Source organism: Pseudomonas sp. MEJ108, assembly GCF_030208985.1.
Taxonomy (GTDB): domain Bacteria; phylum Pseudomonadota; class Gammaproteobacteria; order Pseudomonadales; family Pseudomonadaceae; genus Aquipseudomonas; species Aquipseudomonas fragariae.
The window spans coordinates 222,975-245,698 of record NZ_JARVSW010000020.1 but is presented as its reverse complement, the minus strand read 5'-3'; the positions used below and the strand labels follow the sequence as shown (position 1 = coordinate 245,698).

Genomic DNA, 22,724 nt, shown 5'->3' with positions numbered 1-22,724 from the left:
TGTAGGAGCGGACTTGTCCGCGAAAGGGCCTGTACATTCACAACATTTCTGCTGCTCAAGCGCCCTCTTCGCGAACAAGTTCGCTCCTACACGAGCGTTCTATTTTTTAAGGTCCAGGCTACGACTTACTTGCCGATCACTTCGCCGCGCATCGGTGCCAGACGGGCGATGAGGCGGTTTTGTGCGGGGACCGGGATCTTTTCGGTGTCCATCGAGGCGATCAGATCTTCGACCAGCGCGTTGAAATCGCTGGGCGTCAGGTTCTGCCCCTTGTGCGCCTCGGCCATGCTGTCGCCGGTATAGCGACACGGGCCGCCGGACTCGACGCAGAGTTGCTCGACCAGTTTGTCGCGCAGCCGCACGATGTCGACTTTCCTGAAGTGCTCGACGATCCGCTGATCCCTGGCCACGTTTATCAGCATGCCTTCGACGATGCGCTGGATACCGGCACGCTGACCCAGGTCCTGGTAGAGGCTGTCATCCTTGGGTGGTTGTTGCTGCTGCGCGCAACCGGCCAGCAGCGTCAGCATCATGGCTATCAGCAAGCGCCTCATCAAAAACTCCCCTGCACAGACAAATAGGTACCGTTCTGGTTGTCCAGCGTGGCGATTTCTCCCAAACGGGCGTAAGCCAGGACCACGGACAGGTGCTTGTTGGGAAAATAGCCGAGAAACACATCGGCCCAGTCACTCTCGCCTGCAAACGACAGGTTGTCCGGCTTCTCGCGATATTCGACGCCCAGCGCCCAGCGCGGATTGAACAGCACCGCCACCGAACCCTCCTTGAGCAGGCTGCGGCTGTCGCGGCGATCGCCGCCAAACCCCAACAGTCCGGTTTCGTTGGCGCGGCTGTAACGCACGCCGCCGTTGACCACGACGTTGTAGCCGAATGCCGCGCCCATGAGCAACCGGCTGGCCGTCAGGTAGCCTTCGACATCCGAGTCACGCCGGGCGCCGACCAGGCTGGGAATCAGGAAATCGTTCTGATGCTTGTACTGCACACCCAGAGAAACCTGCGGCAGGCTTTCGTAGATCAGGTCGCCGAACAGCCGTACCTTGACGCCGAACACGTCCTGACTGAGGTTATCGTCCGGCAGGCTGAGCCTGTGCTGCAGGTTGCTGATATCGAAACGCTGATGCGCATAGGAAAACTCCACGCGATTGCCATAGGCGACCGCCAGGCCTGCCACATCAAGGTTGTAGTCCGGCAGATTCACGTGCGTGGCGAAGGCGGTAGCACCCCACTCGCCTTGCTCGCTGTAGCCGGTGATCACCGCCCACGGGGTTATGCCGCCGCCGGCGCTCCCTTCAATGCTGGTCGCGCCGCCCGTGGCGATCAACCGGCCGTTGTCGCCCAAAGCGGGCGTCGGAGCAACGCCCGCCATACCCACCAGCAAAGACCCTAACAGCAGCGATGTTTTGTGCAACATGAATTAATTCACCATAAGACCGGGTGACGCCTGGTACGTGGCAATCCATGCCTCGAATGCCGACGCGGTCAGCGGTCGACTGATCAGGTAACCCTGGGCCGTATCGCAGTGCCAACGCCGGAGCAGGTCCAGGCTGTGTTGGTACTCGACACCCTCTGCCACCACCTTCAGTCCGAGGTTGTGGCTCATTTCAATGGTCGACCGCACGATCACTGCGTCTTCACTGGTTTCATCCAGGTTGCGCACGAAAGACTGATCGATTTTCAGCTCTTGCACGGGCAGACGCTTCAAGTGCGCCAGTGACGAGTAACCGGTACCGAAATCGTCGATCGACAGGCTGATGCCGCAATCGCGCAGGCGATGCAGGACGATCAGTGCCTTTTCCGGTTCGCTCATGACGGCGCTTTCGGTGATCTCGAATACCAGTTGTTCGGCAGGCACGGCGTATTGCTTGAGCAGTTTCATGACATAGCCGACCAGGTCATCACCCAGCAGGTCATCAGCGGAAATGTTCACCGACACCTGCAGGACCAGACCGCGCTGGCGCCATACGGCCAACTGGCGCATTGCCTCTTCGATCACCCAGTTGGTCAGCAGGTAAATGCTTCCGGTGCGCTCGGCGAGGACGATGAATTCGGCGGGCGAGACACTGCCGAACTGCGGATGAGCCCAGCGCAACAACGCTTCGGCCTGACGCACATAGCCCTGACGAATATCCAGCTTGGGCTGGTAATGCAGCGATAGTTCGCCATTCTGCGCGGCCTTGCGCAGGTCACGAATGAGCGTGATCTGCCGCTGGTGGGCCAGGTCACGTCCATCCTGATAGATCTGCAGGCGACCGGGAAGGAACGTGGCATCCTTGCGGGCAATGGCCGCACGGCTGAGCAATTCCTGGGCGGAATCACCGTGTTCCGGGTAGACCGTGATACCAATGCAGCACTCAAGCTCTAGCTCATGATTGTCGATACGCTGCGGCTCACTGAGCAGACGCTGCACAGCGTCTGCCATGCCCACCGCGCCAGCGCTGGACGTGTTGTCCAGTAGCAGCAGAAACTCGTTGGCCCCCAGAAGCGCCACGGTATCGCCGGCGCGCAGATTACCTTGCAGGCGCTGACCCGCCTGCCGTAACAACTGGTCAACACCTTCGGCGCTCACGCTTTCGCTGATCGTGGCGAGGTTCTCGATGCTCAGAGACAACAGGGCAACCCCGCGATGTGCCGCAATCGAACTGCCCAGACGCTCCATCACCAGCGCCCGGTTGGGCAGCCCGGTCAGATTGTCGTGCAGGGCGTTGTGGGCCAATTGCCCCTCGCGCACGGCAATGCCCTGCTGCATGGTGTTGATCGCGTCGGCGAGCATGCCGAGTTCATCGCTACGCACCAGCGCGACCGGCGTTTTATAGTCGCCATCACCAATACGTTTGGCCGCCGTGGCCAGGGCCCGTACCGGCAGCGAGACGCTTCGCGCCAGCGCCAGTGTGCCGATCAGCGAGGCCACCAGGGCGGCCATGGAAATCCAGAAGATCTTTTGATTCAGTGGCGCGAATGCCTGATAGGCCTTGTCCAGAGGGCTCTGCAACAGCGCGATGACCTGCCCGTCGCCGCCATTGCTGGTGTTGGCGAGCATCAGGGTCTGACTGAGAAAGTTAAGGTTCGATTGCTCGGTCAGCAACATCTGGCCTTCCGAGGAGCTGCGCATCAGCTCGATCAAACCCGCGTGCAGGGCCGCTGGCTGGGTACTGATCAGATCACCGGTCTTACCGTCTTCTACGGTGAGAAAAGACACTTCCAGACCGCTGAGCGAACGCAGTTCTTCGGCAATATCGCTGTCGATGGTAAAGCCCATGACCACGCGGCCGATCGGCAATGGCGCGAGAACGGTGGCCTCCACCAGCAAATGAGGGTCTCCGCCGCCGGGCACAATGAGCACTGACTGACCGGCACGTTTGGCGTTGCGCAGGGCCTGGTCATAGACAAATCTGGAACCCTCGGGGACTTTCGGCACGGTGCTGGCAATCACCACGCCATCCATGCCCAGCAGGAACATGTCGCTGGCGTTGATGCGTTTGCCATGGTTGAGCAACACCGAGCGAATGGTCGAGGAATCGGCACTGGCCACAGCGTCGCGAAAGCCAAAATCGGCGGCCACCAACTGCACCGTGTCACGCAAACGTTTGCCGCGCAGATCGATCAGCCGTTCGAACACGCGGCTACCCACTTCCAGTTGTGCCTGGGCCTGAGTACGCACCGCATCGCCCGTTGCAACCTTGACGGCGAGATAAACCGCACTCACGACAATCAGCAACAGGACAATCAGAACCCCGGCGATGCGCGCCTGAAAGCTGGCTTTAAATTTCATTCATGCGTGGCCTCGTGGAAGGCGTCACCGAAGCGGCCCGGTGCGGGCTTGCCGGGTTTGTCCTCGGCCTCCACTTCGACCGCCAGGTTGAAACGCTGGGTGAGGCCTGCCGCCGGCACCTCGAACTCGCCGCCCGATACAGGCTGCATGTCCGCGATGCGCGGATGCCAGAGGGTGGCGGCATAATGCCCGGCCGGCACCTGATCCAGCTTGAGCAGGCCGTTTCTGTCGGTCACGCCGAACCATGAATCGTCGGTGACGTAGATGTAACCGACCATCCAGTCGTGGATGTTGCAGCCCAGCACCACCACGCCGGGCTTGTCGAACAACAGCGGATCCGAGGGCACGCCCTCGTAAAGCCGCAACTCGAAGCGCTTGGCCGGAGAAAAGGAGTAGACCTGGTGGCGGATGTTGTCGCTGTTGGGAAACTTGACCTGGGTGCCGGCGTGGACGGCCAGTACATGTGGTGCAAACTCCTGATCACGCTGGTCCATTGACGCCTTCAACACGATAGGTGAAGGATCGGACGGCCCTTTGAGCGTTACCACCGCATCTGCAAGGGGCTTGCCTTCCTTGTCCATTACCTGGGCAGTAAAGCTGGAAGCCGATGCGTTTGCAGCCGATGCTATCCACAGTCCTGCCACTAATGCAGAAATAAATACGTTGGTCATGCCTGATTCAACCCATACCGGCGGCGCTGTAAATGAAGTAAGCCCGTTCTTGTCAGCCCTGACAGGCCCGCTAATAAATAACGGTTTTCCAACCGCTTTACAGACTATCGACCAAGACTATTGAAACCTGAGAGCCGCTGCCCCATCTAAGAGCCATGTTCAACTTCTCAGGTGCCCCATGAGCGACCAGCAGACAGACTCGCCAGACTTGCCCAATGACGCAGACGAGCACGACGTGTCTCTGAGTTCCGACAGCACCTCGCTGGCCTTGCCCGGCCAGAACCTGCCCGACAAGGTTTACATCATTCCGATCCACAACCGTCCGTTCTTTCCGGCGCAGGTCCTGCCTGTCATCGTCAATGAAGAGCCGTGGGCCGAAACGCTGGAGCTGGTCAGCAAGTCCGAACACCATTCGCTGGCGCTGTTCTTCATGGACACTCCGCAGGAAGATCCACGCCACTTCAAGACTGACGCACTCCCCGAGTACGGCACTCTGGTCAAGGTTCACCACGCCAGTCGTGAAAATGGTCGTTTACAGTTCGTCGCGCAGGGCCTCAGCCGGGTGCGCATCCGTACCTGGCTCAAGCATCATCGCCCGCCGTATCTGGTAGAAGTCGAATACCCGCAGCAGCCCAATGAGCCGACCGATGAAGTGAAGGCCTACGGCATGGCCCTGATCAACGCGATCAAGGAACTGCTGCCGCTCAACCCGCTGTACAGCGAAGAGCTGAAGAATTATCTCAACCGTTTCAGCCCCAATGACCCCTCGCCGCTCACCGACTTTGCCGCTGCCCTGACCTCGGCCACCGGTGTCGAATTACAGGAAGTACTCGACTGTGTGCCGATGCTCAGGCGCATGGAGAAAGTCCTGCCGATGCTGCGCAAGGAAGTCGAGGTTGCACGCCTGCAGAAGGAAATCTCTGCCGAGGTGAACCGCAAGATCGGCGAGCATCAGCGGCAGTTCTTCCTCAAGGAACAGCTCAAGGTCATTCAGCAGGAGCTGGGCCTGAGCAAGGACGATCGCAGCGCCGACATCGAACAGTTCGAGCAGCGCCTGGAAGGCAAGACCCTGCCGCCACAGGCGCGCAAGAAGTTCGACGAAGAAATCGGCAAGCTCAAGGTGCTGGAAACCGGCTCGCCCGAATACGCCGTGACACGCAATTACCTGGACTGGACCAGCTCGTTGCCATGGGGCGTCTACGGCGCCGACAAGCTGGATCTCAAGCACGCACGCAAGGTGCTCGATCAGCACCATGCCGGGCTTGACGATATCAAGGCGCGGATTCTCGAATTCCTTGCGGTGGGTGCCTACAAGGGCGAAATCAGCGGCTCGATCGTGCTGCTGGTCGGCCCGCCGGGGGTGGGCAAGACCAGTGTCGGGCGCTCGATTGCCGAGTCGCTGGGGCGACCGTTCTATCGCCTGAGCGTGGGCGGCATGCGCGACGAGGCGGAAATCAAGGGCCACCGCCGTACCTATATCGGTGCGCAACCGGGCAAGCTGGTGCAGGCGTTGAAAGACGTTGAAGTCATGAACCCGGTCATCATGCTCGATGAAATCGACAAGATGGGCCAGAGCTATCAGGGCGACCCGGCGTCTGCCCTGCTGGAAACCCTGGACCCGGAACAGAACGTCGAGTTTCTCGATCACTACCTGGACCTGCGCCTGGACCTCTCCAAGGTCCTGTTCGTGTGCACGGCCAACACGCTGGACTCGATCCCCGGCCCGCTGCTTGACCGGATGGAAGTGATTCGCCTGTCCGGCTATATCACCGAAGAGAAGCTGGCAATCGCCAAACGCCACTTGTGGCCCAAGCAGTTGGCGAAAGCCGGCGTTGCGAAAAACAAGCTGAGCATCAGCGACAGCGCACTGCGCGCCGTCATCGAGGGTTACGCTCGCGAAGCCGGTGTGCGGCATCTGGAGAAACAGCTTGGCAAGCTGGTGCGCAAAGCTGTCGTGAAACTGCTGGACGAGCCCGATTCAGTGATCAAGATCGGGCCGAAAGACCTCGAAGCGTCGCTGGGCATGCCGGTGTTCCGCAGCGAACAGGTGCTGTCCGGCACCGGCGTGATCACCGGTCTGGCCTGGACCAGTATGGGCGGCGCTACCCTGCCGATCGAGGCGACGCGCATTCATACGCTCAACCGCGGCTTCAAGCTGACCGGGCAATTGGGCGATGTGATGAAGGAGTCGGCCGAAATTGCCTACAGCTACGTCAGCGCCAATCTGTCGAAGTTTGGTGGTGATGCGAAGTTCTTCGATGAAGCGTTCGTGCACGTACACGTCCCCGAAGGTGCCACCCCGAAAGACGGCCCGAGTGCGGGCGTGACCATGGCCAGCGCCTTGCTGTCCCTGGCCCGCAACCAGCCACCGAAAAAAGGCGTCGCCATGACCGGCGAACTGACCCTGACCGGGCATGTACTGCCCATCGGCGGCGTCCGCGAAAAAGTCATTGCCGCGCGACGCCAGAAGATCCACGAACTGATCCTGCCGGAGCCTAACCGTGGCAACTTCGAAGAACTGCCGGACTATCTCAAGGAAGGCATTACCGTGCACTTCGCCAAACGCTTCGCCGATGTGGTGAAGGTGTTGTTCTAAAGATTGATACTGCGCAGGTTCCACGCTGAACTGGCACAAGAGGTGTTCTATCGGGCGCCTCTCGTTCCGCACGCTCCAGCGTGAGAATGCAGTTCTGGACGCTCTGCGTCCGATCCACAGCGCGACACCTGTCGTACTCCCCCACAAAACTCCGATCAGTTATCCTTGCGCCTCGTATCGCGATACCGGAACTTGCCATGACCCCTGCCCGTTTCATTGCCCCGCTGAGCCTTGCGCTGCTGACGGCGTGCGCTCAGACGCCGAAAAACATTGTTTCCATCGACACGCAAAGCGACTGCCCGCTGACACTCACGTCCGGGCAGACATTGATCCTGACCCTGCCCAGCAACCCGACCACCGGCTTTCGCTGGCTGACCCAGAACCCGGCCCAGAACATCCTGCGCAGCCTGGGCCCTGAGGTGTATGCCAACGCCGAGAGCAAGGAAATGGTCGGCAACGGTGGGCAGTCGGTCTGGCGCTTCAAGGCCACCGATGCCGGGACCGGCCGGCTGATGATGGTCTATCAGCAGCCCTGGGCACCCGAAGTCGCCCCGGAGCAGACCTTCGAGTGCGCCATCAGCGTGAAGTGAGGCGTTGCGCGCGGCTTGTCCGACAGCACGTACTGCACCATGCATCCCGGCGGCAACTTGGCTAGAATGCCCGCCTTTCAAAGCCTTCGCCGGAATCGCCGTGAGCAAAGAAACCGATCGTATTTTCGCCCAGCCGCTGACCCAGGTACCTGACTTCGCCTTCAACGAAGACGTGGTGCGGGTATTCCCGGACATGATCAAACGCTCGGTGCCCGGTTATCCGACGATTGTCGAAAACCTCGGTGTCCTGGCCGCGCAATTTGCCCAGCCAAACACTGTGCTCTATGACCTGGGCAGTTCTCTGGGCGCCGTCACCCAGGCCCTGCGCCGCCATGTGCGCGGTGAGGGTTGTGAGGTCATCGCGATAGACAACTCCAGTGCCATGGTCGAGCGTTGCCGTGAATACCTCAACGCGCAGGACTCCATGTTTCAGGAGTTGTTGCCGGTGCAGGTGCTCGAAGGCGACATCCTCGCGCTGGCGTTCAAACCGGCCTCGGTGGTGGCGCTGAACTTCACCCTGCAATTCATCGCTCCCGACCAGCGCCTGGCATTGCTCGGGCGCATTCGTGATGCACTGGTGCCCGGCGGCGCGCTGATTCTCTCGGAAAAGCTGCGCTTCGATGACCCGCAGGAACAGGCGCTGCTGACCGACCTGCACATCGCCTTCAAACGCGCCAACGGCTACAGCGACCTGGAAATTGCCCAGAAGCGCAGCGCCATCGAAAACGTCATGAAACCCGACAGCCTAGAAGAACATCGCCAACGCCTGCTCGCCGCAGGTTTTTCCAAGGTGGTGCCGTGGTTTCAATGCCTCAACTTCACCTCGTTGATTGCCCTGCCATGATTGATCTCGCTCCCCTCGTCCGTCGTCTGGCGGGAACCCCTCTGGCCGATTGGGCCAATGGCCTGCAGGCCCAGCTCAACACCAAGATGGCCAAGGGTCACGGTGACCTGCAGCGCTGGCAAAGTGCGCTGGATGCCTTGCCCGACCTGCAGCCCGAGCGAATCGACCTAATCGACAGTTTTACCCTGGAAGCCGAGTGCAACGGCGAGACCCGCACCGTGCTGCGCAAGGCATTGCTGGGCCTGTCACCGTGGCGCAAGGGGCCGTTCAATGTGTTCGGCGTGCATATCGACACCGAATGGCGCTCGGACTGGAAGTGGTCGCGGGTTTCGCCACACCTGGACCTGAAGGGCAAACGCGTTCTGGATGTCGGCTGCGGTAACGGTTATTACCAGTGGCGCATGCTTGGCGCCGGGGCCGACAGCGTGATCGGGGTCGACCCCAACTGGCTGTTCTTCTGTCAGTTCCAGGCCATGCAGCGCTATCTGCCTGACCTGCCCGCCTGGCACCTGCCGTTCGCGCTGGAAGACTTGCCCGCCAATCTGGAAGGCTTCGACACAGTCTTCTCGATGGGCGTGCTGTATCACCGCAAATCCCCCATCGACCACCTGCTGGCCTTGAAAGACTGTCTGGTAAAAGGCGGCGAGCTGGTGATGGAAACCCTGGTAGTGCCGGGTGATGTCCATCAGGTGCTGGTCCCGGAAGATCGTTATGCGCAGATGCGCAACGTCTGGTTCCTGCCTTCAGTGCCTGCTCTGGAATTGTGGATGCGCCGTGCCGGCTTCACCGATGTGCGTTGCGTCGACGTCAGCCACACGACGGTCGACGAACAACGCAGCACCGAGTGGATGCGCTTTCAGTCCCTGAGCGACTATCTGGACCCCACCGATCACAGCAAGACAGTCGAGGGCCTGCCTGCCCCCATGCGTGCGGTGATCGTGGGGCGCAAGCCCTGAGGGACGAGTTATCTGGCTGCCGCCACGATCAACGCCTTCATCTCGGCCACTGCCGCCTTGAAGCCGACGAACAGAGCATGAGCCACCAGCGCGTGGCCGATGTTCAGTTCGTTGATGCCCTTGATCGCGGCGACGGCTTCGACGTTGTGATAATGCAGGCCGTGACCGGCATTGACGATCAGCCCCTGGGCGAGACCAAACGCTACGCCATCGGCGACCCGCTGCAGTTCTTCGGCGACTTCGGTCGGGGTCTGAGCATCGGCATAGCGACCGGTATGCAGTTCGATGGCGGGGGCGCCGACGCGCTTTGAAGCGGCGATCTGACGCTCGTCGGCGTCGATGAACAGTGAAACCTCGCAACCAATCTTCGCCAGTCGCTCGACCGCTGCCTTGATCCGCGCTTCCTGCCCTGCCACATCCAGACCGCCTTCGGTGGTCAGCTCCTGCCGTGTCTCAGGCACCAGGCAGATATGCGCCGGACGAATGCGTTCGGCAAAGGCGAGCATGTCTTCGGTGACGCCCATCTCGAAATTCATGCGGGTCTGCAAGACATCCTTGAGCAGCAGGACATCGCGCTCCTGAATGTGTCGGCGGTCCTCACGCAGGTGGACGGTGATGCCGTCGGCGCCTGCCTCTTCGGCATCCAGGGCAGCCTTTACCGGGTCCGGGTAGCGCGTGCCACGGGCCTGACGCAAGGTGGCTACGTGGTCGATGTTCACGCCGAGAAGGATACGAGTGCTGTGGGTCACGGTGGTCTCCAGAAAAATGGGCGAGCTGGTCGAAGCAGGCTGTAGAGAATAAAGCCTGATCAAGGCTTGCGAAACAGTTCACGACTGACTAACGGGCGACCGCCCAAGTGTACCGCCAGCGCCTGACGCATCAGGCGCTTGGCAGCGGACAACGCGCCGGGGACGCTCCAGTCAGCTTCGGACATGGCCAGTAATTCCGCGCCCTGAAAAAGACCGGGCTGAAGCAGGTACACACGCTCGAGCCCGGCATCGACCTGCAGGCGATACATGCCATCAATGGCCAGCGGTTCGCCGTTGATGTCGGCGTCCATCGCGAAGCCATAGCCCAGGTCATCCAGCAAGCGCCATTCGAACGAACGCAGCAACGGCTCCAGCGGACGCCCCAGAGCAAGGGCCAGCAGCGTGGCAGCGTAATGTTCGAACACCGCAGGATGAGGGTCTTCGGCAGGCAACAGGCGAATCAGCAGTTCGTTGAGGTACATGCCGCTGAACAGCGCCTCGCCGGTCATCCAGGTGGCGACGCCTGCGCTTTCCATGCGGCCGACATTCTTCAGCTCGCCCCGCCCTCGAAACTCGACCTCGAGGGGCACGAACGGGCGTGCCAGCGAACCCGCCTTGCCCTTGGCACTGCGCAGCACGGCACGCAGACGGCCCTGAGGCGTGAGGAAGTCGACCAGCGCGCTGTTTTCGCGATACGCACGACTGTGGAGCACATAAGCAGGTTGGCCGGTGGGCGTGCTCATCAGGCTGGCTCGAAAGGGAAGTGTTCGCCCGACCACCGAAAGGTCGGGCGAAAGGACAGCTTAGAGGTCGCCGTAGCCAAGGGAACGCAGGGCGCGCTCGTCATCGGACCAGCCACCTTTGACCTTGACCCAGAGGTTGAGCATCACCTTGGAGTCGAACAGCAGTTCCATGTCACGACGCGCATCACTGCCGATGCGCTTGATGCGATCGCCCTTGTCGCCAATGATGATCTTCTTCTGTCCGTCGCGCTCGACGAGAATCAGCGCGTGGATATGCAGGGTGCGGCCCTGCTGCTTGAATTCTTCGATCTCGACGGTGATCTGGTACGGAAGCTCGGCACCCAACTGGCGCATGATCTTCTCGCGAACCAGTTCGGCGGCCAGAAAGCGGCTGCTGCGATCGGTGATCTGGTCTTCCGGGAAGAAGTGGTCATTCTCGGGCAGATGCGAGGCAATCAGGCTTTCCAGCGCTTCGAGGTTGTGGCCATGCTGCGCGGAGATCGGCACGATGGACGCATTCGGCAGCTGGCCCTGCAGCCACTCCAGGTGCGGCATCAGGTCGCTCTTGTCCTCGATGCGATCGGTCTTGTTGATCGCCAGGATGACCGGACCCTGCACATACTGAACGCGCTCAAGAACCATCTGGTCTTCGTCCGTCCAGCGGGTGCGATCGACGACGAAGATGACCACGTCGACGTCCTTCAGCGCCGCCGAAGCGGTCTTGTTCATGTAACGGTTGAGCGCTTTCTCGCCATTCTTGTGCATACCGGGGGTATCGACATAGATCGCCTGAACGGCGCCCTCGGTCTTGATGCCCAGCATGTTGTGGCGCGTGGTCTGCGGCTTGCGCGAGGTGATCGCGAGCTTCTGACCGAGAATGTGGTTGAGCAGCGTGGACTTGCCTACGTTGGGACGGCCGACAATGGCAACATAGCCACAGCGTGTTGCGGTTGTATCATTCATGACCGTTCTCCACGCCCAGGGCGATGAGTGCTGCTGCGGCGGCTACCTGTTCGGCAATCCGGCGGCTGACACCCTGTCCTCGGCTTTTTTCATTCAATAGGTTGATCTCGCATTCGACGAAAAACGTCCGGCAATGCGGTTCGCCCTGGATATCCACCACCTCGTAACGCGGCAGTTCACAGGCCCGCGACTGGAGAAATTCCTGCAGTCGGGTCTTGGGGTCCTTGTTGGTGTCCACCAGCGTCAGGCTGTCAAATTCGGTGGTCAGCCAGGCCAGGACGCGCTCGCGCGCTGCTTCCATGCCTGCATCCAGATAGATCGCCCCGATCAGCGCCTCGAGCGCGTCGGCGAGAATCGACTCACGACGGAAACCACCGCTTTTCAACTCGCCCGAGCCAAGGCGCAAGTACTCGCCCAGATCAAAACCACGCGCCAGCAACGCCAGGGTTTCGCCCTTCACCAGCCGCGCGCGCAAGCGGGACAACTGGCCTTCGCGAGCCTGGGGGAAGCGCTCGAACAGCGCCTCGCCGGCCACGAAGTTGAGAATGGCATCACCGAGAAACTCCAGACGCTCATTGTTGCGACCGGCAAAACTGCGATGGGTCAGGGCCAGGACCATCAGCTCCTGATCCTTGAAGGTGTAGCCGAGCTGACGCTCAAGGCGGCTCAAGGATACGCTCACGGTTTACCCACGCTGAATTGCTTGTCGAACTTCAACACCAGATCGATGTTCTGGAACCACGGTTCACGCTGCTCATAGTTCAAATGAGCCTGGAACGCATTGTTCTCCACCGTCACTTTCAACGCCTTGTTCAAATCTATATCCCGAATGCTGTTGACCTGCATGTTCTTACCGACATAACCGTAAAAATCGTCGACCGTGGTGATGTCCAGGGTCTTGTTGGTGTCGACCGCTTCGATGATTTTCTTCATCGTCATGTAGTCGAGGTAGTGCGGGACCAGCTTGAAGGCCGTGCTCGTCGCAAACGCGACCAGCGCCAGCACCAACAGCCAGCCCACGAAAGAAAAGCCTTTTTGAGAAGTAGAGAACGTCATGTTCGACTTCGACCTCAAGAGTGCAACGCCTCCTGACCGGGTCGACTCATGCTTCAGAGGCGTTTCCAGTCAGCCCAAATGACATGCGGCGCTGCTCAGGCAGCGCCGCATCGATTACTTGATCAGCCCTACGCGCGCAAAATTGGGGAAGTGGCTCAGTTTCGGCTCGGGCCAGCTCATCCACACCGCGAACGCCTTGCCTACGATGTTCTTGTCCGGGACCATGCCCAGCTCGTCCTTGGGAATGTTGGGATCATCCCAGTAACGGCTGTCGTTGGAGTTGTCACGGTTGTCGCCCATCATGAAGTAGTGCGCGGCAGGCACTGTCCATTCACTGTCAGGCGGCGCGCGGTAGCGGCTCATTTCCTGACGGATCTGATGTTCGACTTCGCCCAGCTGCTCTTCGTACAGTTCCGCGCTGCCCAATGTGCCGGGCTCGGTGCCGATCAGCTTCTTGGCGACCAGCTCGCCATTGATGAACAGCCGCTTGTCGCTGGTGTAGCGGATACGATCACCCGGCAGACCGACGACACGCTTGATGTAATTGACGCTCGGGTCGCTCGGGTAGCGGAACACCATCACGTCGCCACGCTGCGGATCACCGATCTGAATCACCTTCTGGTCCAGTACCGGCAGGCGAATGCCGTACGCGAACTTGTTGACCAGAATGAAATCACCCACATCCAGTGTCGGCTTCATCGAGCCCGAAGGAATCTGGAACGGCTCGACCAGAAACGAACGAAGCACCAGCACGATAAACAACACCGGGAAGAACGATTTGCCGTACTCGACCAGCAAAGGCTCCTTGTTCAAGCGCTCCACGACAGCAATGTCAGGTTCGCCCACGCTGCCCTGATAGTTGGAAATGGCAGCCCGGCGACGAGGCGCCAGGATGACCAGATCAATCAGTGCAAGCACGCCACAGACGAAGACAGCGATGACCAACAACAGCGGGAAATTTAGTGACATAGGACCTGACTATTCCAACCTGAGCACTGCAAGGAAGGCTTCCTGTGGAATTTCCACGTTGCCGACCTGCTTCATGCGTTTCTTACCGGCCTTTTGCTTCTCCAGCAATTTACGCTTGCGGCTGACGTCACCGCCGTAGCATTTGGCCAATACGTTCTTTCTAAGCGCCTTGACGGTTGTCCGGGCCACAATCTGGCCGCCGATAGCCGCCTGAATTGCCACGTCGAACATCTGTCGAGGGATCAGCTCTTTCATCTTCTCGGTCAACGCACGCCCTTTGTAGTGTGCATTGTCGCGGTGAACGATCAGGGCCAGGGCGTCGACCTTCTCGGCGTTGATCAGCACGTCGAGCTTGACCAGGTTGGCCGACTGGTAGCGATCAAAATGATAATCCAGCGAAGCATAACCGCGGCTGACAGACTTGAGACGATCGAAGAAGTCCAGAACGACTTCGTTCATCGGCAAATCGTAGCTCACCTGAACCTGCGTGCCGAGGAACAGCATGTCGTGCTGTACGCCACGTTTTTCGATGCACAACGTAATGACGTTGCCCAGGTGCTCCTGCGGCACAAGAATATTTGCGCGAACGATGGGCTCGCGCATGTCTTCGATGGCCGACAGGTCAGGCAGTTTGGAAGGGTTATCGACGTAAATCGTTTCGCCGGTCTTGAGCAACAGCTCGAAGATTACGGTTGGCGCGGTGGTGATCAGGTCGAGATTGTACTCACGCTCCAGGCGTTCCTGGATGATCTCCATGTGCAGCATGCCGAGGAAGCCGCAGCGGAAGCCGAAGCCCAGCGCGTCGGAACTCTCGGGCAGGTATTGCAGTGAAGAGTCGTTCAGGGTCAGCTTTTGCAGCGCTTCACGGAAGTCTTCGAAGTCGTCCGAGCTGACCGGAAACAGGCCTGCATAGACTTGTGGCTGAATGCGTTTGAAGCCAGGCAGGACGTCGACGTCGGGGGTGGTGCTCAGGGTCAGGGTGTCACCGACCGGCGCACCGTGAATGTCCTTGATGCCGGCAATGATGAAGCCTACTTCGCCGGCTTTCAGATCGACGGTCGCCGAGTGCTTGGGGTTGAACACGCCCACGCTGTCGACCAGATGCAGCTTGCCGGTCGACTTGACGAGAATCTTGTCGCCCTTCTTGACGCGGCCGTGGCGCACACGCACCAGAGACACGACGCCCAGGTAGTTGTCGAACCAGGAGTCGATGATCAACGCCTGCAGCGGATCTTCGATATTGCCGGTGGGCGCTGGAATGGTCGCGACCAGACGCTCGAGGACCTCGTCCACGCCCATGCCGCTCTTGGCGCTGCACGCCACGGCATCGGTGGCGTCGATGCCGATGATCTTCTCGATCTCTTCCTTGACGCGGTCCGGATCGGCCTGCGGCAAGTCCATCTTGTTCAGTACCGGCATGACCTCAAGGCCCTGCTCGATGGCGGTGTAGCAGTTGGCGACCGATTGCGCCTCGACGCCCTGCCCTGCATCGACCACCAGCAACGCGCCTTCGCACGCGGCCAGAGAACGGCTGACTTCGTAGGTGAAGTCGACGTGCCCCGGGGTGTCAATGAAGTTCAGCTGGTAGGTGATACCGTCTTTGGCCTTGTAATACAGGGTAACGCTATGGGCCTTGATGGTGATCCCGCGCTCGCGCTCAAGATCCATGGAGTCAAGCACCTGCGCTTCCATTTCGCGCTCGGTCAGGCCGCCGCACATTTGAATGAAGCGGTCGGCCAGCGTCGACTTGCCATGGTCAATGTGGGCGATGATGGAGAAATTGCGGATATGACTCAAATCACTCACGGATCAACACTCAAAAAGGTTGCAGGCAGATTGCCCGCCGAAAAATAGCCGGGAATTGTACCTGAACTAAGCAAGAGGCGTCACGCTTACAGGCACCCGGATCGGCGCACGGTAAACAAACGGGCACAAAAAAGGGTGGCCATGGCCACCCTTTCCGCTTAAACCGACCGGTTACTCGGACAGCTTAAAGGTGATGAAGGTCGCACGGCCCTGACGCAGAACACGCATCGAGACAGAGCGATCCTTGGGCAGGCTTTTCGCCACCTCGGTGAACTGCTTGCTGGACGTGATCGCCTGATTGTTCAGGTGAGTGATCACATCACCCGCCTGCAGACCGATCAGCGAAGCCGGGCCGCCGGTGACTTCCTTGATGGCAACGCCACCTTTGAGGTCCAGGGATTTCTTCTGCTCGGCGGTCAGCTCGATCACCGATACGCCCAGACGATTACTGCTGCGCTCGGCACCCGTACCGCCAACATCGCCCATTTCCTGACCTTCATCAGGCAGCGCGCCGACGGTGACCGTCAGCTTCTGACGCTTGCCGTCGCGAATCACTTCAAGTTCGGCCTTGCTGCCGTCCTTGAGGTTGCCGATCAGGTGCGGCAGGTCGGCCGACATGACGATGGGCTGGCCGTTGGCGCTCAGAATCACGTCACCCACCTGCACACCGCCCTTGGCAGCCGGGCCGTCTTCAAGCACTTGCGCAACCAGCGCGCCGGCAGGCTTGTCCAGACCAAACGACTCGGCAAGGTCCTTGTTCACTTCCTGGATGACCACACCCAGCCAGCCGCGGCTGACTTTGCCGTTGGCCTTGAGCTGGTTGGCCACATCCATGGCGACGTCGATCGGAATCGCGAACGACAGGCCCATGAAACCACCGGAACGCGTGAAGATCTGCGAGTTGATCCCGACGACCTCGCCAGCCATGTTGAACAGCGGGCCACCGGAGTTACCCGGGTTGATGGCCACGTCGGTCTGAATGAACGGCACGTAGGTGTCGTTAGGCAGGCTGCGCCCCTTGGCACTGACGATACCCTTGGTCACGGAGTGATCGAAACCGAACGGCGAGCCGATCGCCAGAACCCATTCACCGACCTTGAGCGTATTGGAATTGCCCAGTTTGGCGGTTGGCAGGTCCTTGCCCTCAATCTTCAGAACGGCAACGTCGGTACGCGGATCGGTACCGACCAGCTTGGCCTTCAACTCGCTGCGATCGGACAGGCGTACGAGAATCTCGTCAGCACCATCGATTACATGATTGTTGGTCAGCACGTAGCCGTCAGGGGAGATGATGAAGCCCGAGCCGAGGGACTGAGCTTCACGCTGGCGATCACCCTTGCCTGCACCCGAGCCCGGCGGACGCGAACCTGGCGGCATGCTGCGCTCGAGAAACTCACGAAGCATCGGCGGCAGGCCTTCCAGATCAGGCATCTGCTGATTGGCGACGGCACGGTCCGGCAACTTCTGGCGCGTACTGATATTCACCACTGCGGGCGATGCCTGCTCGACCAGCCCGGTGAAGTCCGGCAGGTTTTCGGCCTGAGCCGTAGCAACCTGACCGAGCATCAGCACAGCGGCAATCAATGAAAAGTAGGATTTCATGCGTGGTATCGACATATGGCTCCCGTTCGTAACGAGGAAAAAATTAAGCAGTCCGAAGCAACCGACTCAAAGACCTCAAGCAACGATGCTCATCTCTGGATCAGCGACATGACCTCTGGAAACGACAAAAGGCCAGAGCTGCGAGGCTGTGACCTATAGAAAAAAAACCGAGCTTTTGCAATCTGGAAACCTCACCAAACATTTCAGCGCCTTTGCTCAAGCCAGGTTAAGTGCGGCCTGGCGGCTTCTGTAACCCAGGATGAAAATTTTTACATCCCGGGAGCCGTGACTCCAAATGTTTATTTATTGGCTGAAGGTTCGTCGTTACGCATCGACAATGCTATGCGCTCTGCAGTGCCCATCGGAACTTCTCCGACGACCGTCACCATCATGTCGCCCTGCGGCGTTGTCAGACGGCGGGAAACGGCCACTGTCGGGCCTAGCTGGGTGCGAATATCCGAAGAAGCACCGCCTTTCACCGATTCGATGAACACCGAAAAACGCGCCAGACCGTCGCTGTACATGAGATGCGTCACCGACGACTGCGTAGCAGGGTCTTTGCGCACACCGCTGCTGCTGACGTCAAAACCCGGCGGCAGCCAGTCTGAGTGCCAGGCCACAGGGCTTATGGAGGCCTCAGGCTTGGTCTTCACCACAGAAACAGGCTTGCAGTCGGCACTGGTCTTGAGCATCTGTTCGGACAGCACGCTGGCGGTATCGAGATCAGTAAACTGGAAACGCTCGAGCAACTGCCCCTTCTCACTCAACAGAAGCGACTTGAGCACAAGACCGGTTTCGTTATCCAGGTGCAATTCGAGGCCGTATCGATGCTGGTCCTTGGGGGACAGCGCAACGATAGTTGCCTGACGACCGGCCACTCTGGATTTGCCGGCAATTTTCATGTCGTACCAGGCGGATAGTCTTTTGACATCGAATGCGCGGGCAGAAGAATCGGCCGGATTGGCCACCCCCGCTTCCAGCGTGCCGCTGACGCACTGAGTAAGCCCGTCAACACGCAATACTTCCTGAGCGGAACCATCAAGCTGTAGCAGGCGCTCCTGAATATGACCGTCCGCTATGCGGTGCCAGATTCGATGGGTAGAAAAACTACCATTGCGCTCGTATACAAACGTACCTTGATAGCTCTGCTGCTGATCAACCTTGGCAAGACGATTGATTGCGTCTTGCGCATCATCAGCCTGTACCGGGAGGGCAAGCCATCCACCAAGCAGTAACGGCAGTAGAGGGACGGCTCGCATGATCCTCCTTAACGGTTTTCCAGGCTCGCAGCACGTGCGTATGGCAGCGCGCTTTCAGTACCTTTCAACGCCGCTTCCTGGGCGTGCTGGCGCAGATAGCCCGGCAGACGCTGGTCACCTTGACCACCGCCCTGCAACACACCATTGGCCATAGGACCAGGCGCTTGCTCGGCGCTTTCAGTGTAACCAGCCAGTACGGCCGGGCCTTTGACTTGCGGAACAGTCAGGTTGGCAGGCTGTTGGGTCTGCTGTGCCAGTTGTGCACCGGCAATGTCATCCTGGTTATACAGGCGGACACCAGCCAGAACGGCTACGGTAACCGACGCTGCAACGGCCAGACGACCCAGCGTACGCCAAGGACCGCGAGCTGCCTTGAGCGGGCTGACTTCATCGGCGATCGCGGCAGACACAGCAGCCGAGATATCCAGATGAGGCACCAGCAGCTCTTTGTGCATCGCTGCACGAGCAACTTGGTAACGCGACCAGGTGGCGCGAGTATCGGCATCGTCAATGGCATTCAATACCCGACGTAATTCCAGTTCGTCCGCTTCGTTATCCAGTACCGCGGACAGCGATTCCTGCAGGGCTTCACGACTCATGGCGGGTTCCTCTCTTGGGCTATCGCCGCTGTCTCAGGATTCCTGCAACAACGGCTGCAGGGCTTTATCGATGGCTTCCCGAGCGCGGAAGATCCGAGAGCGCACGGTACCAACAGGACACTGCATGACGCTCGCAATGTCTTCATAACTCAGACCATCGAATTCACGTAAAGTTAGTGCCGTACGTAAATCTTCCGGGAGAAGCTGGATGGTCCGATGGACGGTGCCTTCGATCTCATCCCTCAACAATGCACGCTCCGGCGACTCGATGTCCTTGAGGCCGTGGTCGCCGTCGTAGAACTCCGCGTCTTCAGACCTTACATCGCTATCCGGTGGTCGCCGACCTCGCGAGACCAGATAGTTCTTCGCCGTGTTAATGGCGATGCGATACAGCCACGTGTAGAAAGCACTGTCACCGCGAAAATTTCCGAGAGCACGGTAAGCCTTGATAAAGGCTTCCTGTGCAACGTCTTGAGCCTCATGGGTGTCGTGCACGAATCGCACGATCAACCCTAGAATTTTGTGCTGATACTTCAGCACCAACAGATCAAATGCTCGCGTATCGCCACGCTGTACGCGCTCGACAAGCTGCTGATCCTCTTCCTGGGTTAGCATGAACACTCCTCGTTGAGCATGAAGGAGTGTTGCAACTGATATTGTTCAGGCTCGCAAACATAGACTCGGGCTTTTCGCAAAAGTTCTCCCCCTTCAAGCAAGTTTCCTGCAAGCCATCTTAAAGCGTGCACGAAAAACGCAGCTCGACACGGTCGGCTGCGCGAATAGTCTTGTCGCCAGTTTCGCAGTTGATGATCACTTATCTAACCCTGCGAAATCGACGCTGTTCCTGTGTAGGCAACCTGCTATTGAGCATGGTTCTTTACAAAAAGTTCCATTGACACAATCGCCGGCGTGAGCCGCAAATGGCATAAAACTCCTTTGAATCAACACACTGGAGTATTTCCAGTGGCCGAACAAAAGGAAAACAATAGGCATGCCGTCCGGGACTGGAGCACAATCCAGACCCGCCGTGGTCTCACATTGCCATGTAGGCGCGGCTATTGTGCCGTTACCCCAATACTTATACTAGTGGTCGCCAAGGGCAGAATTCGCAGATGAGTCAACATTTTCAGCATGACGTACTGGTAATCGGCAGCGGAGCTGCCGGGTTGAGCCTGGCACTGACCCTGCCCGACCACCTGCGGATTGCAGTCCTGAGCAAGGGCGATCTCGCCAATGGCTCGACATTCTGGGCGCAGGGCGGTGTTGCGGCAGTGCTGGATGACACCGACACCGTGCAGTCTCATGTTGAGGACACGCTGAACGCAGGCGGCGGCCTTTGCCACGAAGACGCTGTGCGTTTCACTGTCGAACACAGCCGCGAGGCGATTCAATGGCTGATCGATCAAGGCGTGCCTTTTACCCGTGGCGATGACGCAGACACCGACGAAAGCGGATTTGAATTTCACCTGACGCGTGAAGGCGGCCATAGCCATCGGCGGATCATTCATGCTGCAGATGCCACAGGTGCCGCCATTTTTCGCACCCTGCTGGAACAGGCCATCAAGCGACCCAACATCGAATTGCTCGAGCAGCGCGCTGCCATCGACCTGATCACCGAACGCCGTCTCGGCCTGGACGGAGAGCGCTGCCTTGGTGCCTATGTGCTCAATCGCCACAGTGGCGAAGTGGATACGTACAGCGCGCGCTTCACCATCCTGGCGTCGGGCGGCGCCGCCAAGGTCTACCTGTACACCAGCAACCCTGACGGAGCCTGCGGCGACGGCATCGCCATGGCCTGGCGTTCCGGCTGCCGGGTGGCGAACCTTGAGTTCAACCAGTTTCACCCCACTTGCCTGTATCACCCGCAAGCCAAGAGCTTTCTGATCACCGAGGCACTTCGCGGTGAAGGGGCCTACCTCAAGCTGCCCAACGGCGAGCGCTTCATGCAACGCTTCGATGAGCGGGCAGAACTGGCCCCGCGCGATATCGTGGCCCGCGCGATAGACCATGAGATGAAGCGACTGGGCATCGACTGTGTGTATCTGGACATCAGCCACAAGCCGGAAGCCTTCATCAAGACGCACTTTCCAACCGTCTATGAACGCTGCCTGGAATTTTCCATCGACATCACTCGCGAACCGATCCCCGTGGTCCCCGCCGCGCATTACACCTGTGGCGGCGTGATGGTGGACAGCAAGGGGCATACCGATGTGCCGGGCCTGTACGCCATCGGCGAGACCAGCTTCACAGGCCTGCACGGCGCCAACCGCATGGCCAGCAACTCACTGCTGGAATGCTTCGTCTATGCCCGATCGGCCGCCGCAGACATCGAGAAACAATTGGCTGACGTGCAGATGCCCGCCGACCTTCCGGCCTGGGATGCCAGCCAGGTCACTGACTCGGACGAGGACGTGATCATTGCGCACAACTGGGACGAGCTGAGGCGGTTCATGTGGGACTACGTCGGCATTGTGCGCACCAACAAACGCCTGCAGCGCGCTCAGCACCGCGTGCGCTTGCTGCTGGATGAGATTGACGAGTTTTACAGCAACTACAAGGTCAGCCGCGACCTGATCGAGTTGCGCAACCTGGCGCAGGTGGCGGAACTGATGATCCGCTCGGCCATGCAGCGCAAGGAAAGCCGCGGTCTGCACTACACGCTGGACTATCCCGATATGTTGCCGGAGGCGCTGGACACTATTCTGGTGCCGCCCACCTATGCCTGCTGAATTTCAAACGCACGCGCAGACGTCGGTGAATGTCCGGCGTCAATGCGTCATGCGGGATACAACAACTGTTTATTGATCGTGCCGGCCGACCGGCGATAATCGGGCGAAAACGCAGAATGACCACCCACGGCAAGGCAAGACTGTCAGGGCATAACTGCACAGGCTGCCAGCCGTCACGTGCATTCCACAGCTGCCAGCCTTGATGATCGCGCCTGAGCGCGGTGAATGCCGCCGGATGCGTCAGCAGGATGGCGCGTGGTATCACCCGGACAGCGTGCGCCAGACATATCAGCACACCCAGCGCCGCAGCCCACACAGCGATGTCCAGCCAGTACAACGCGACCAGTGCCAGACACTGGACCGCGAGATACACCGTCACCAGCAGACGTGAAGCCTGCCAGTGACATTCAAAGCGATCACTGGGGCTGGACACGGTCCAGGATCATGCGAACCATGCGCTGCAATTCAGCATCCTCGGATTCGGCACGCTGCATGAACCAGCCGAACATATCCTGATCCTCACAGGTCAGCAGACGGCGGTACAAATCGCGGTCCACGTCATTCAAATGTGGATAGACCTCACGGACAAACGGCACCAGCAGCACGTCCAGTTCAAGCATGCCGCGGCGGCTGTGCCAGTAAAGGCGGTTGAGTTCAACGTCTTCGACCATGGAGCGCTCCTCAAAGTAGGCGGCAAGTATACAGCCGTGAGCCGGGCGCGCGAATCTCGCAATGGTCGCAGCAGTTTTCATGTACCCGTATGCATAACCTCGACTCGGCACTATGATGTGTCCCCGGACTTTTT

22 protein-coding genes are annotated in these 22,724 nt (G+C 59.4%); 5 read left to right on the top strand and 17 right to left on the bottom strand.

What is annotated here, in order from left to right; genetic code table 11:
• Positions 1–125: 125 nt before the first annotated feature.
• The 4 genes from QRN50_RS11770 to QRN50_RS11755 are packed head-to-tail and all read right to left on the bottom strand — an operon-like array spanning position 126 to position 4,458.
• A complete protein-coding gene (locus tag QRN50_RS11770) occupies positions 126–554 on the bottom strand; it encodes a group I truncated hemoglobin (RefSeq protein ID WP_032654508.1) in 429 nt (142 codons plus the stop codon).
• Positions 554–1,429: a DUF3034 family protein gene (locus tag QRN50_RS11765; RefSeq protein ID WP_003405355.1), complete on the bottom strand. Its 876-nt coding sequence runs from the start codon at positions 1,427–1,429 to the stop codon at positions 554–556. The genes QRN50_RS11770 and QRN50_RS11765 overlap by 1 nt, the downstream gene beginning before the upstream one ends.
• Positions 1,430–1,432: 3 nt before the next feature.
• Positions 1,433–3,787, bottom strand: a complete 2,355-nt coding sequence (locus QRN50_RS11760) for a putative bifunctional diguanylate cyclase/phosphodiesterase (protein WP_058399197.1) — start codon at positions 3,785–3,787, stop codon at positions 1,433–1,435.
• Positions 3,784–4,458 carry a methylamine utilization protein gene (locus QRN50_RS11755; protein WP_024639458.1) on the bottom strand — a complete coding sequence of 225 codons (675 nt, stop codon included), beginning with the start codon at positions 4,456–4,458 and terminating at the stop codon, positions 3,784–3,786. The genes QRN50_RS11760 and QRN50_RS11755 overlap by 4 nt, the downstream gene beginning before the upstream one ends.
• A gap of 178 nt (positions 4,459–4,636) precedes the next feature.
• Here QRN50_RS11755 and lon point away from each other — a divergent pair, with 178 nt between their 5' ends.
• The 4 genes from lon to cmoB all read left to right on the top strand — a co-directional run bounded on the left by lon (position 4,637) and on the right by cmoB (position 9,444).
• Positions 4,637–7,054: an endopeptidase La gene (lon, locus tag QRN50_RS11750; RefSeq protein WP_003405352.1), complete on the top strand. Its 2,418-nt coding sequence runs from the start codon at positions 4,637–4,639 to the stop codon at positions 7,052–7,054.
• Positions 7,055–7,251: 197 nt separating this feature from the next.
• Positions 7,252–7,644, top strand: a complete 393-nt coding sequence (locus tag QRN50_RS11745; protein ID WP_003405351.1) for a protease inhibitor I42 family protein — start codon at positions 7,252–7,254, stop codon at positions 7,642–7,644.
• A gap of 100 nt (positions 7,645–7,744) precedes the next feature.
• Positions 7,745–8,488 carry a carboxy-S-adenosyl-L-methionine synthase CmoA gene (gene cmoA / locus QRN50_RS11740; RefSeq protein WP_003405350.1) on the top strand — a complete coding sequence of 248 codons (744 nt, stop codon included), beginning with the start codon at positions 7,745–7,747 and terminating at the stop codon, positions 8,486–8,488.
• Positions 8,485–9,444 carry a tRNA 5-methoxyuridine(34)/uridine 5-oxyacetic acid(34) synthase CmoB gene (gene cmoB, locus QRN50_RS11735; protein ID WP_032654501.1) on the top strand — a complete coding sequence of 320 codons (960 nt, stop codon included), beginning with the start codon at positions 8,485–8,487 and terminating at the stop codon, positions 9,442–9,444. Before cmoA ends, cmoB begins: the two co-directional genes overlap by 4 nt.
• Before the next feature lie 8 nt (positions 9,445–9,452).
• Here cmoB and pdxJ read toward each other — a convergent pair whose 3' ends face one another.
• The 11 genes from pdxJ to rpoE all read right to left on the bottom strand — a co-directional run bounded on the left by pdxJ (position 9,453) and on the right by rpoE (position 19,805).
• Positions 9,453–10,193 (bottom strand): pyridoxine 5'-phosphate synthase, encoded by a 741-nt coding sequence (pdxJ, locus tag QRN50_RS11730; RefSeq protein WP_003405348.1) that lies wholly within the window; start codon positions 10,191–10,193, stop codon positions 9,453–9,455.
• Positions 10,194–10,252: 59 nt separating this feature from the next.
• The gene (gene recO, locus QRN50_RS11725; RefSeq protein ID WP_003405347.1) at positions 10,253–10,936 is read right to left on the bottom strand and encodes a DNA repair protein RecO; all 684 of its coding nucleotides are present in this window, start codon (positions 10,934–10,936) and stop codon (positions 10,253–10,255) included.
• Positions 10,937–10,996: 60 nt separating this feature from the next.
• Positions 10,997–11,899 carry a GTPase Era gene (gene era / locus QRN50_RS11720; RefSeq protein WP_003363707.1) on the bottom strand — a complete coding sequence of 301 codons (903 nt, stop codon included), beginning with the start codon at positions 11,897–11,899 and terminating at the stop codon, positions 10,997–10,999.
• Entirely contained in the window at positions 11,892–12,581 is a 690-nt protein-coding gene (gene rnc, locus QRN50_RS11715) for a ribonuclease III (protein ID WP_002554906.1), read from the bottom strand. Before rnc ends, era begins: the two co-directional genes overlap by 8 nt.
• Positions 12,578–12,955, bottom strand: a complete 378-nt coding sequence (locus QRN50_RS11710; protein ID WP_003384196.1) for a DUF4845 domain-containing protein — start codon at positions 12,953–12,955, stop codon at positions 12,578–12,580. The genes rnc and QRN50_RS11710 overlap by 4 nt, the downstream gene beginning before the upstream one ends.
• A 114-nt stretch (positions 12,956–13,069) precedes the next feature.
• Positions 13,070–13,924, bottom strand: a complete 855-nt coding sequence (gene lepB / locus QRN50_RS11705; protein ID WP_003363711.1) for a signal peptidase I — start codon at positions 13,922–13,924, stop codon at positions 13,070–13,072.
• A gap of 9 nt (positions 13,925–13,933) precedes the next feature.
• Positions 13,934–15,730: a translation elongation factor 4 gene (gene lepA, locus QRN50_RS11700; protein ID WP_003413009.1), complete on the bottom strand. Its 1,797-nt coding sequence runs from the start codon at positions 15,728–15,730 to the stop codon at positions 13,934–13,936.
• Positions 15,731–15,901: 171 nt separating this feature from the next.
• The gene (locus QRN50_RS11695; protein WP_223272533.1) at positions 15,902–17,332 is read right to left on the bottom strand and encodes a DegQ family serine endoprotease; all 1,431 of its coding nucleotides are present in this window, start codon (positions 17,330–17,332) and stop codon (positions 15,902–15,904) included.
• A 299-nt stretch (positions 17,333–17,631) separates the two neighbouring features.
• Positions 17,632–18,591 carry a MucB/RseB C-terminal domain-containing protein gene (locus QRN50_RS11690; RefSeq protein ID WP_024642771.1) on the bottom strand — a complete coding sequence of 320 codons (960 nt, stop codon included), beginning with the start codon at positions 18,589–18,591 and terminating at the stop codon, positions 17,632–17,634.
• 8 nt (positions 18,592–18,599) lie between these two features.
• Positions 18,600–19,190, bottom strand: coding sequence for an anti sigma-E factor RseA C-terminal domain-containing protein (locus tag QRN50_RS11685; protein WP_003405339.1), 591 nt, complete (start codon positions 19,188–19,190; stop codon positions 18,600–18,602).
• A 33-nt stretch (positions 19,191–19,223) separates the two neighbouring features.
• Complete coding sequence (rpoE, locus tag QRN50_RS11680; protein ID WP_002554912.1) at positions 19,224–19,805, bottom strand: RNA polymerase sigma factor RpoE/AlgU; 582 nt, start codon at positions 19,803–19,805, stop codon at positions 19,224–19,226.
• Between the two features lie 497 nt (positions 19,806–20,302).
• On the opposite strand from rpoE, the gene nadB reads away from it, so the two are divergent.
• Entirely contained in the window at positions 20,303–21,919 is a 1,617-nt protein-coding gene (gene nadB / locus QRN50_RS11675; RefSeq protein ID WP_024651044.1) for an L-aspartate oxidase, read from the top strand.
• On the opposite strand, the gene QRN50_RS11670 is transcribed toward nadB, so the two are convergent.
• Together QRN50_RS11670 and QRN50_RS11665 are read right to left on the bottom strand one after the other, a co-directional pair.
• Positions 21,888–22,352, bottom strand: a complete 465-nt coding sequence (locus QRN50_RS11670) for a protein YgfX (protein ID WP_024660704.1) — start codon at positions 22,350–22,352, stop codon at positions 21,888–21,890. The genes nadB and QRN50_RS11670 overlap by 32 nt on opposite strands.
• A complete protein-coding gene (locus QRN50_RS11665; RefSeq protein WP_003363729.1) occupies positions 22,336–22,590 on the bottom strand; it encodes an FAD assembly factor SdhE in 255 nt (84 codons plus the stop codon). Before QRN50_RS11665 ends, QRN50_RS11670 begins: the two co-directional genes overlap by 17 nt.
• Positions 22,591–22,724: the final 134 nt, after the last annotated feature.

Bases quoted from the DNA above. Each gene is read 5' to 3' on its own strand.
- rpoE (WP_002554912.1), bottom strand. From the start codon at position 19,805: ATGCTAACCCAGGAAGAGGATCAGCAGCTTGTCGAGCGCGTACAGCGT.
- cmoB (WP_032654501.1), top strand. From the start codon at position 8,485: ATGATTGATCTCGCTCCCCTCGTCCGTCGTCTGGCGGGAACCCCTCTG.
- nadB (WP_024651044.1), top strand. From the start codon at position 20,303: ATGAGTCAACATTTTCAGCATGACGTACTGGTAATCGGCAGCGGAGCT.
- QRN50_RS11755 (WP_024639458.1), bottom strand. From the start codon at position 4,458: ATGACCAACGTATTTATTTCTGCATTAGTGGCAGGACTGTGGATAGCA.
- QRN50_RS11665 (WP_003363729.1), bottom strand. From the start codon at position 22,590: ATGGTCGAAGACGTTGAACTCAACCGCCTTTACTGGCACAGCCGCCGC.
- QRN50_RS11690 (WP_024642771.1), bottom strand. From the start codon at position 18,591: ATGCGAGCCGTCCCTCTACTGCCGTTACTGCTTGGTGGATGGCTTGCC.
- QRN50_RS11745 (WP_003405351.1), top strand. From the start codon at position 7,252: ATGACCCCTGCCCGTTTCATTGCCCCGCTGAGCCTTGCGCTGCTGACG.
- lon (WP_003405352.1), top strand. From the start codon at position 4,637: ATGAGCGACCAGCAGACAGACTCGCCAGACTTGCCCAATGACGCAGAC.
- QRN50_RS11765 (WP_003405355.1), bottom strand. From the start codon at position 1,429: ATGTTGCACAAAACATCGCTGCTGTTAGGGTCTTTGCTGGTGGGTATG.
- QRN50_RS11710 (WP_003384196.1), bottom strand. From the start codon at position 12,955: ATGACGTTCTCTACTTCTCAAAAAGGCTTTTCTTTCGTGGGCTGGCTG.
- QRN50_RS11695 (WP_223272533.1), bottom strand. From the start codon at position 17,332: ATGAAATCCTACTTTTCATTGATTGCCGCTGTGCTGATGCTCGGTCAG.
- QRN50_RS11770 (WP_032654508.1), bottom strand. From the start codon at position 554: ATGAGGCGCTTGCTGATAGCCATGATGCTGACGCTGCTGGCCGGTTGC.
- QRN50_RS11685 (WP_003405339.1), bottom strand. From the start codon at position 19,190: ATGAGTCGTGAAGCCCTGCAGGAATCGCTGTCCGCGGTACTGGATAAC.
- QRN50_RS11760 (WP_058399197.1), bottom strand. From the start codon at position 3,787: ATGAAATTTAAAGCCAGCTTTCAGGCGCGCATCGCCGGGGTTCTGATT.
- lepB (WP_003363711.1), bottom strand. From the start codon at position 13,924: ATGTCACTAAATTTCCCGCTGTTGTTGGTCATCGCTGTCTTCGTCTGT.
- era (WP_003363707.1), bottom strand. From the start codon at position 11,899: ATGAATGATACAACCGCAACACGCTGTGGCTATGTTGCCATTGTCGGC.
- recO (WP_003405347.1), bottom strand. From the start codon at position 10,936: ATGAGCACGCCCACCGGCCAACCTGCTTATGTGCTCCACAGTCGTGCG.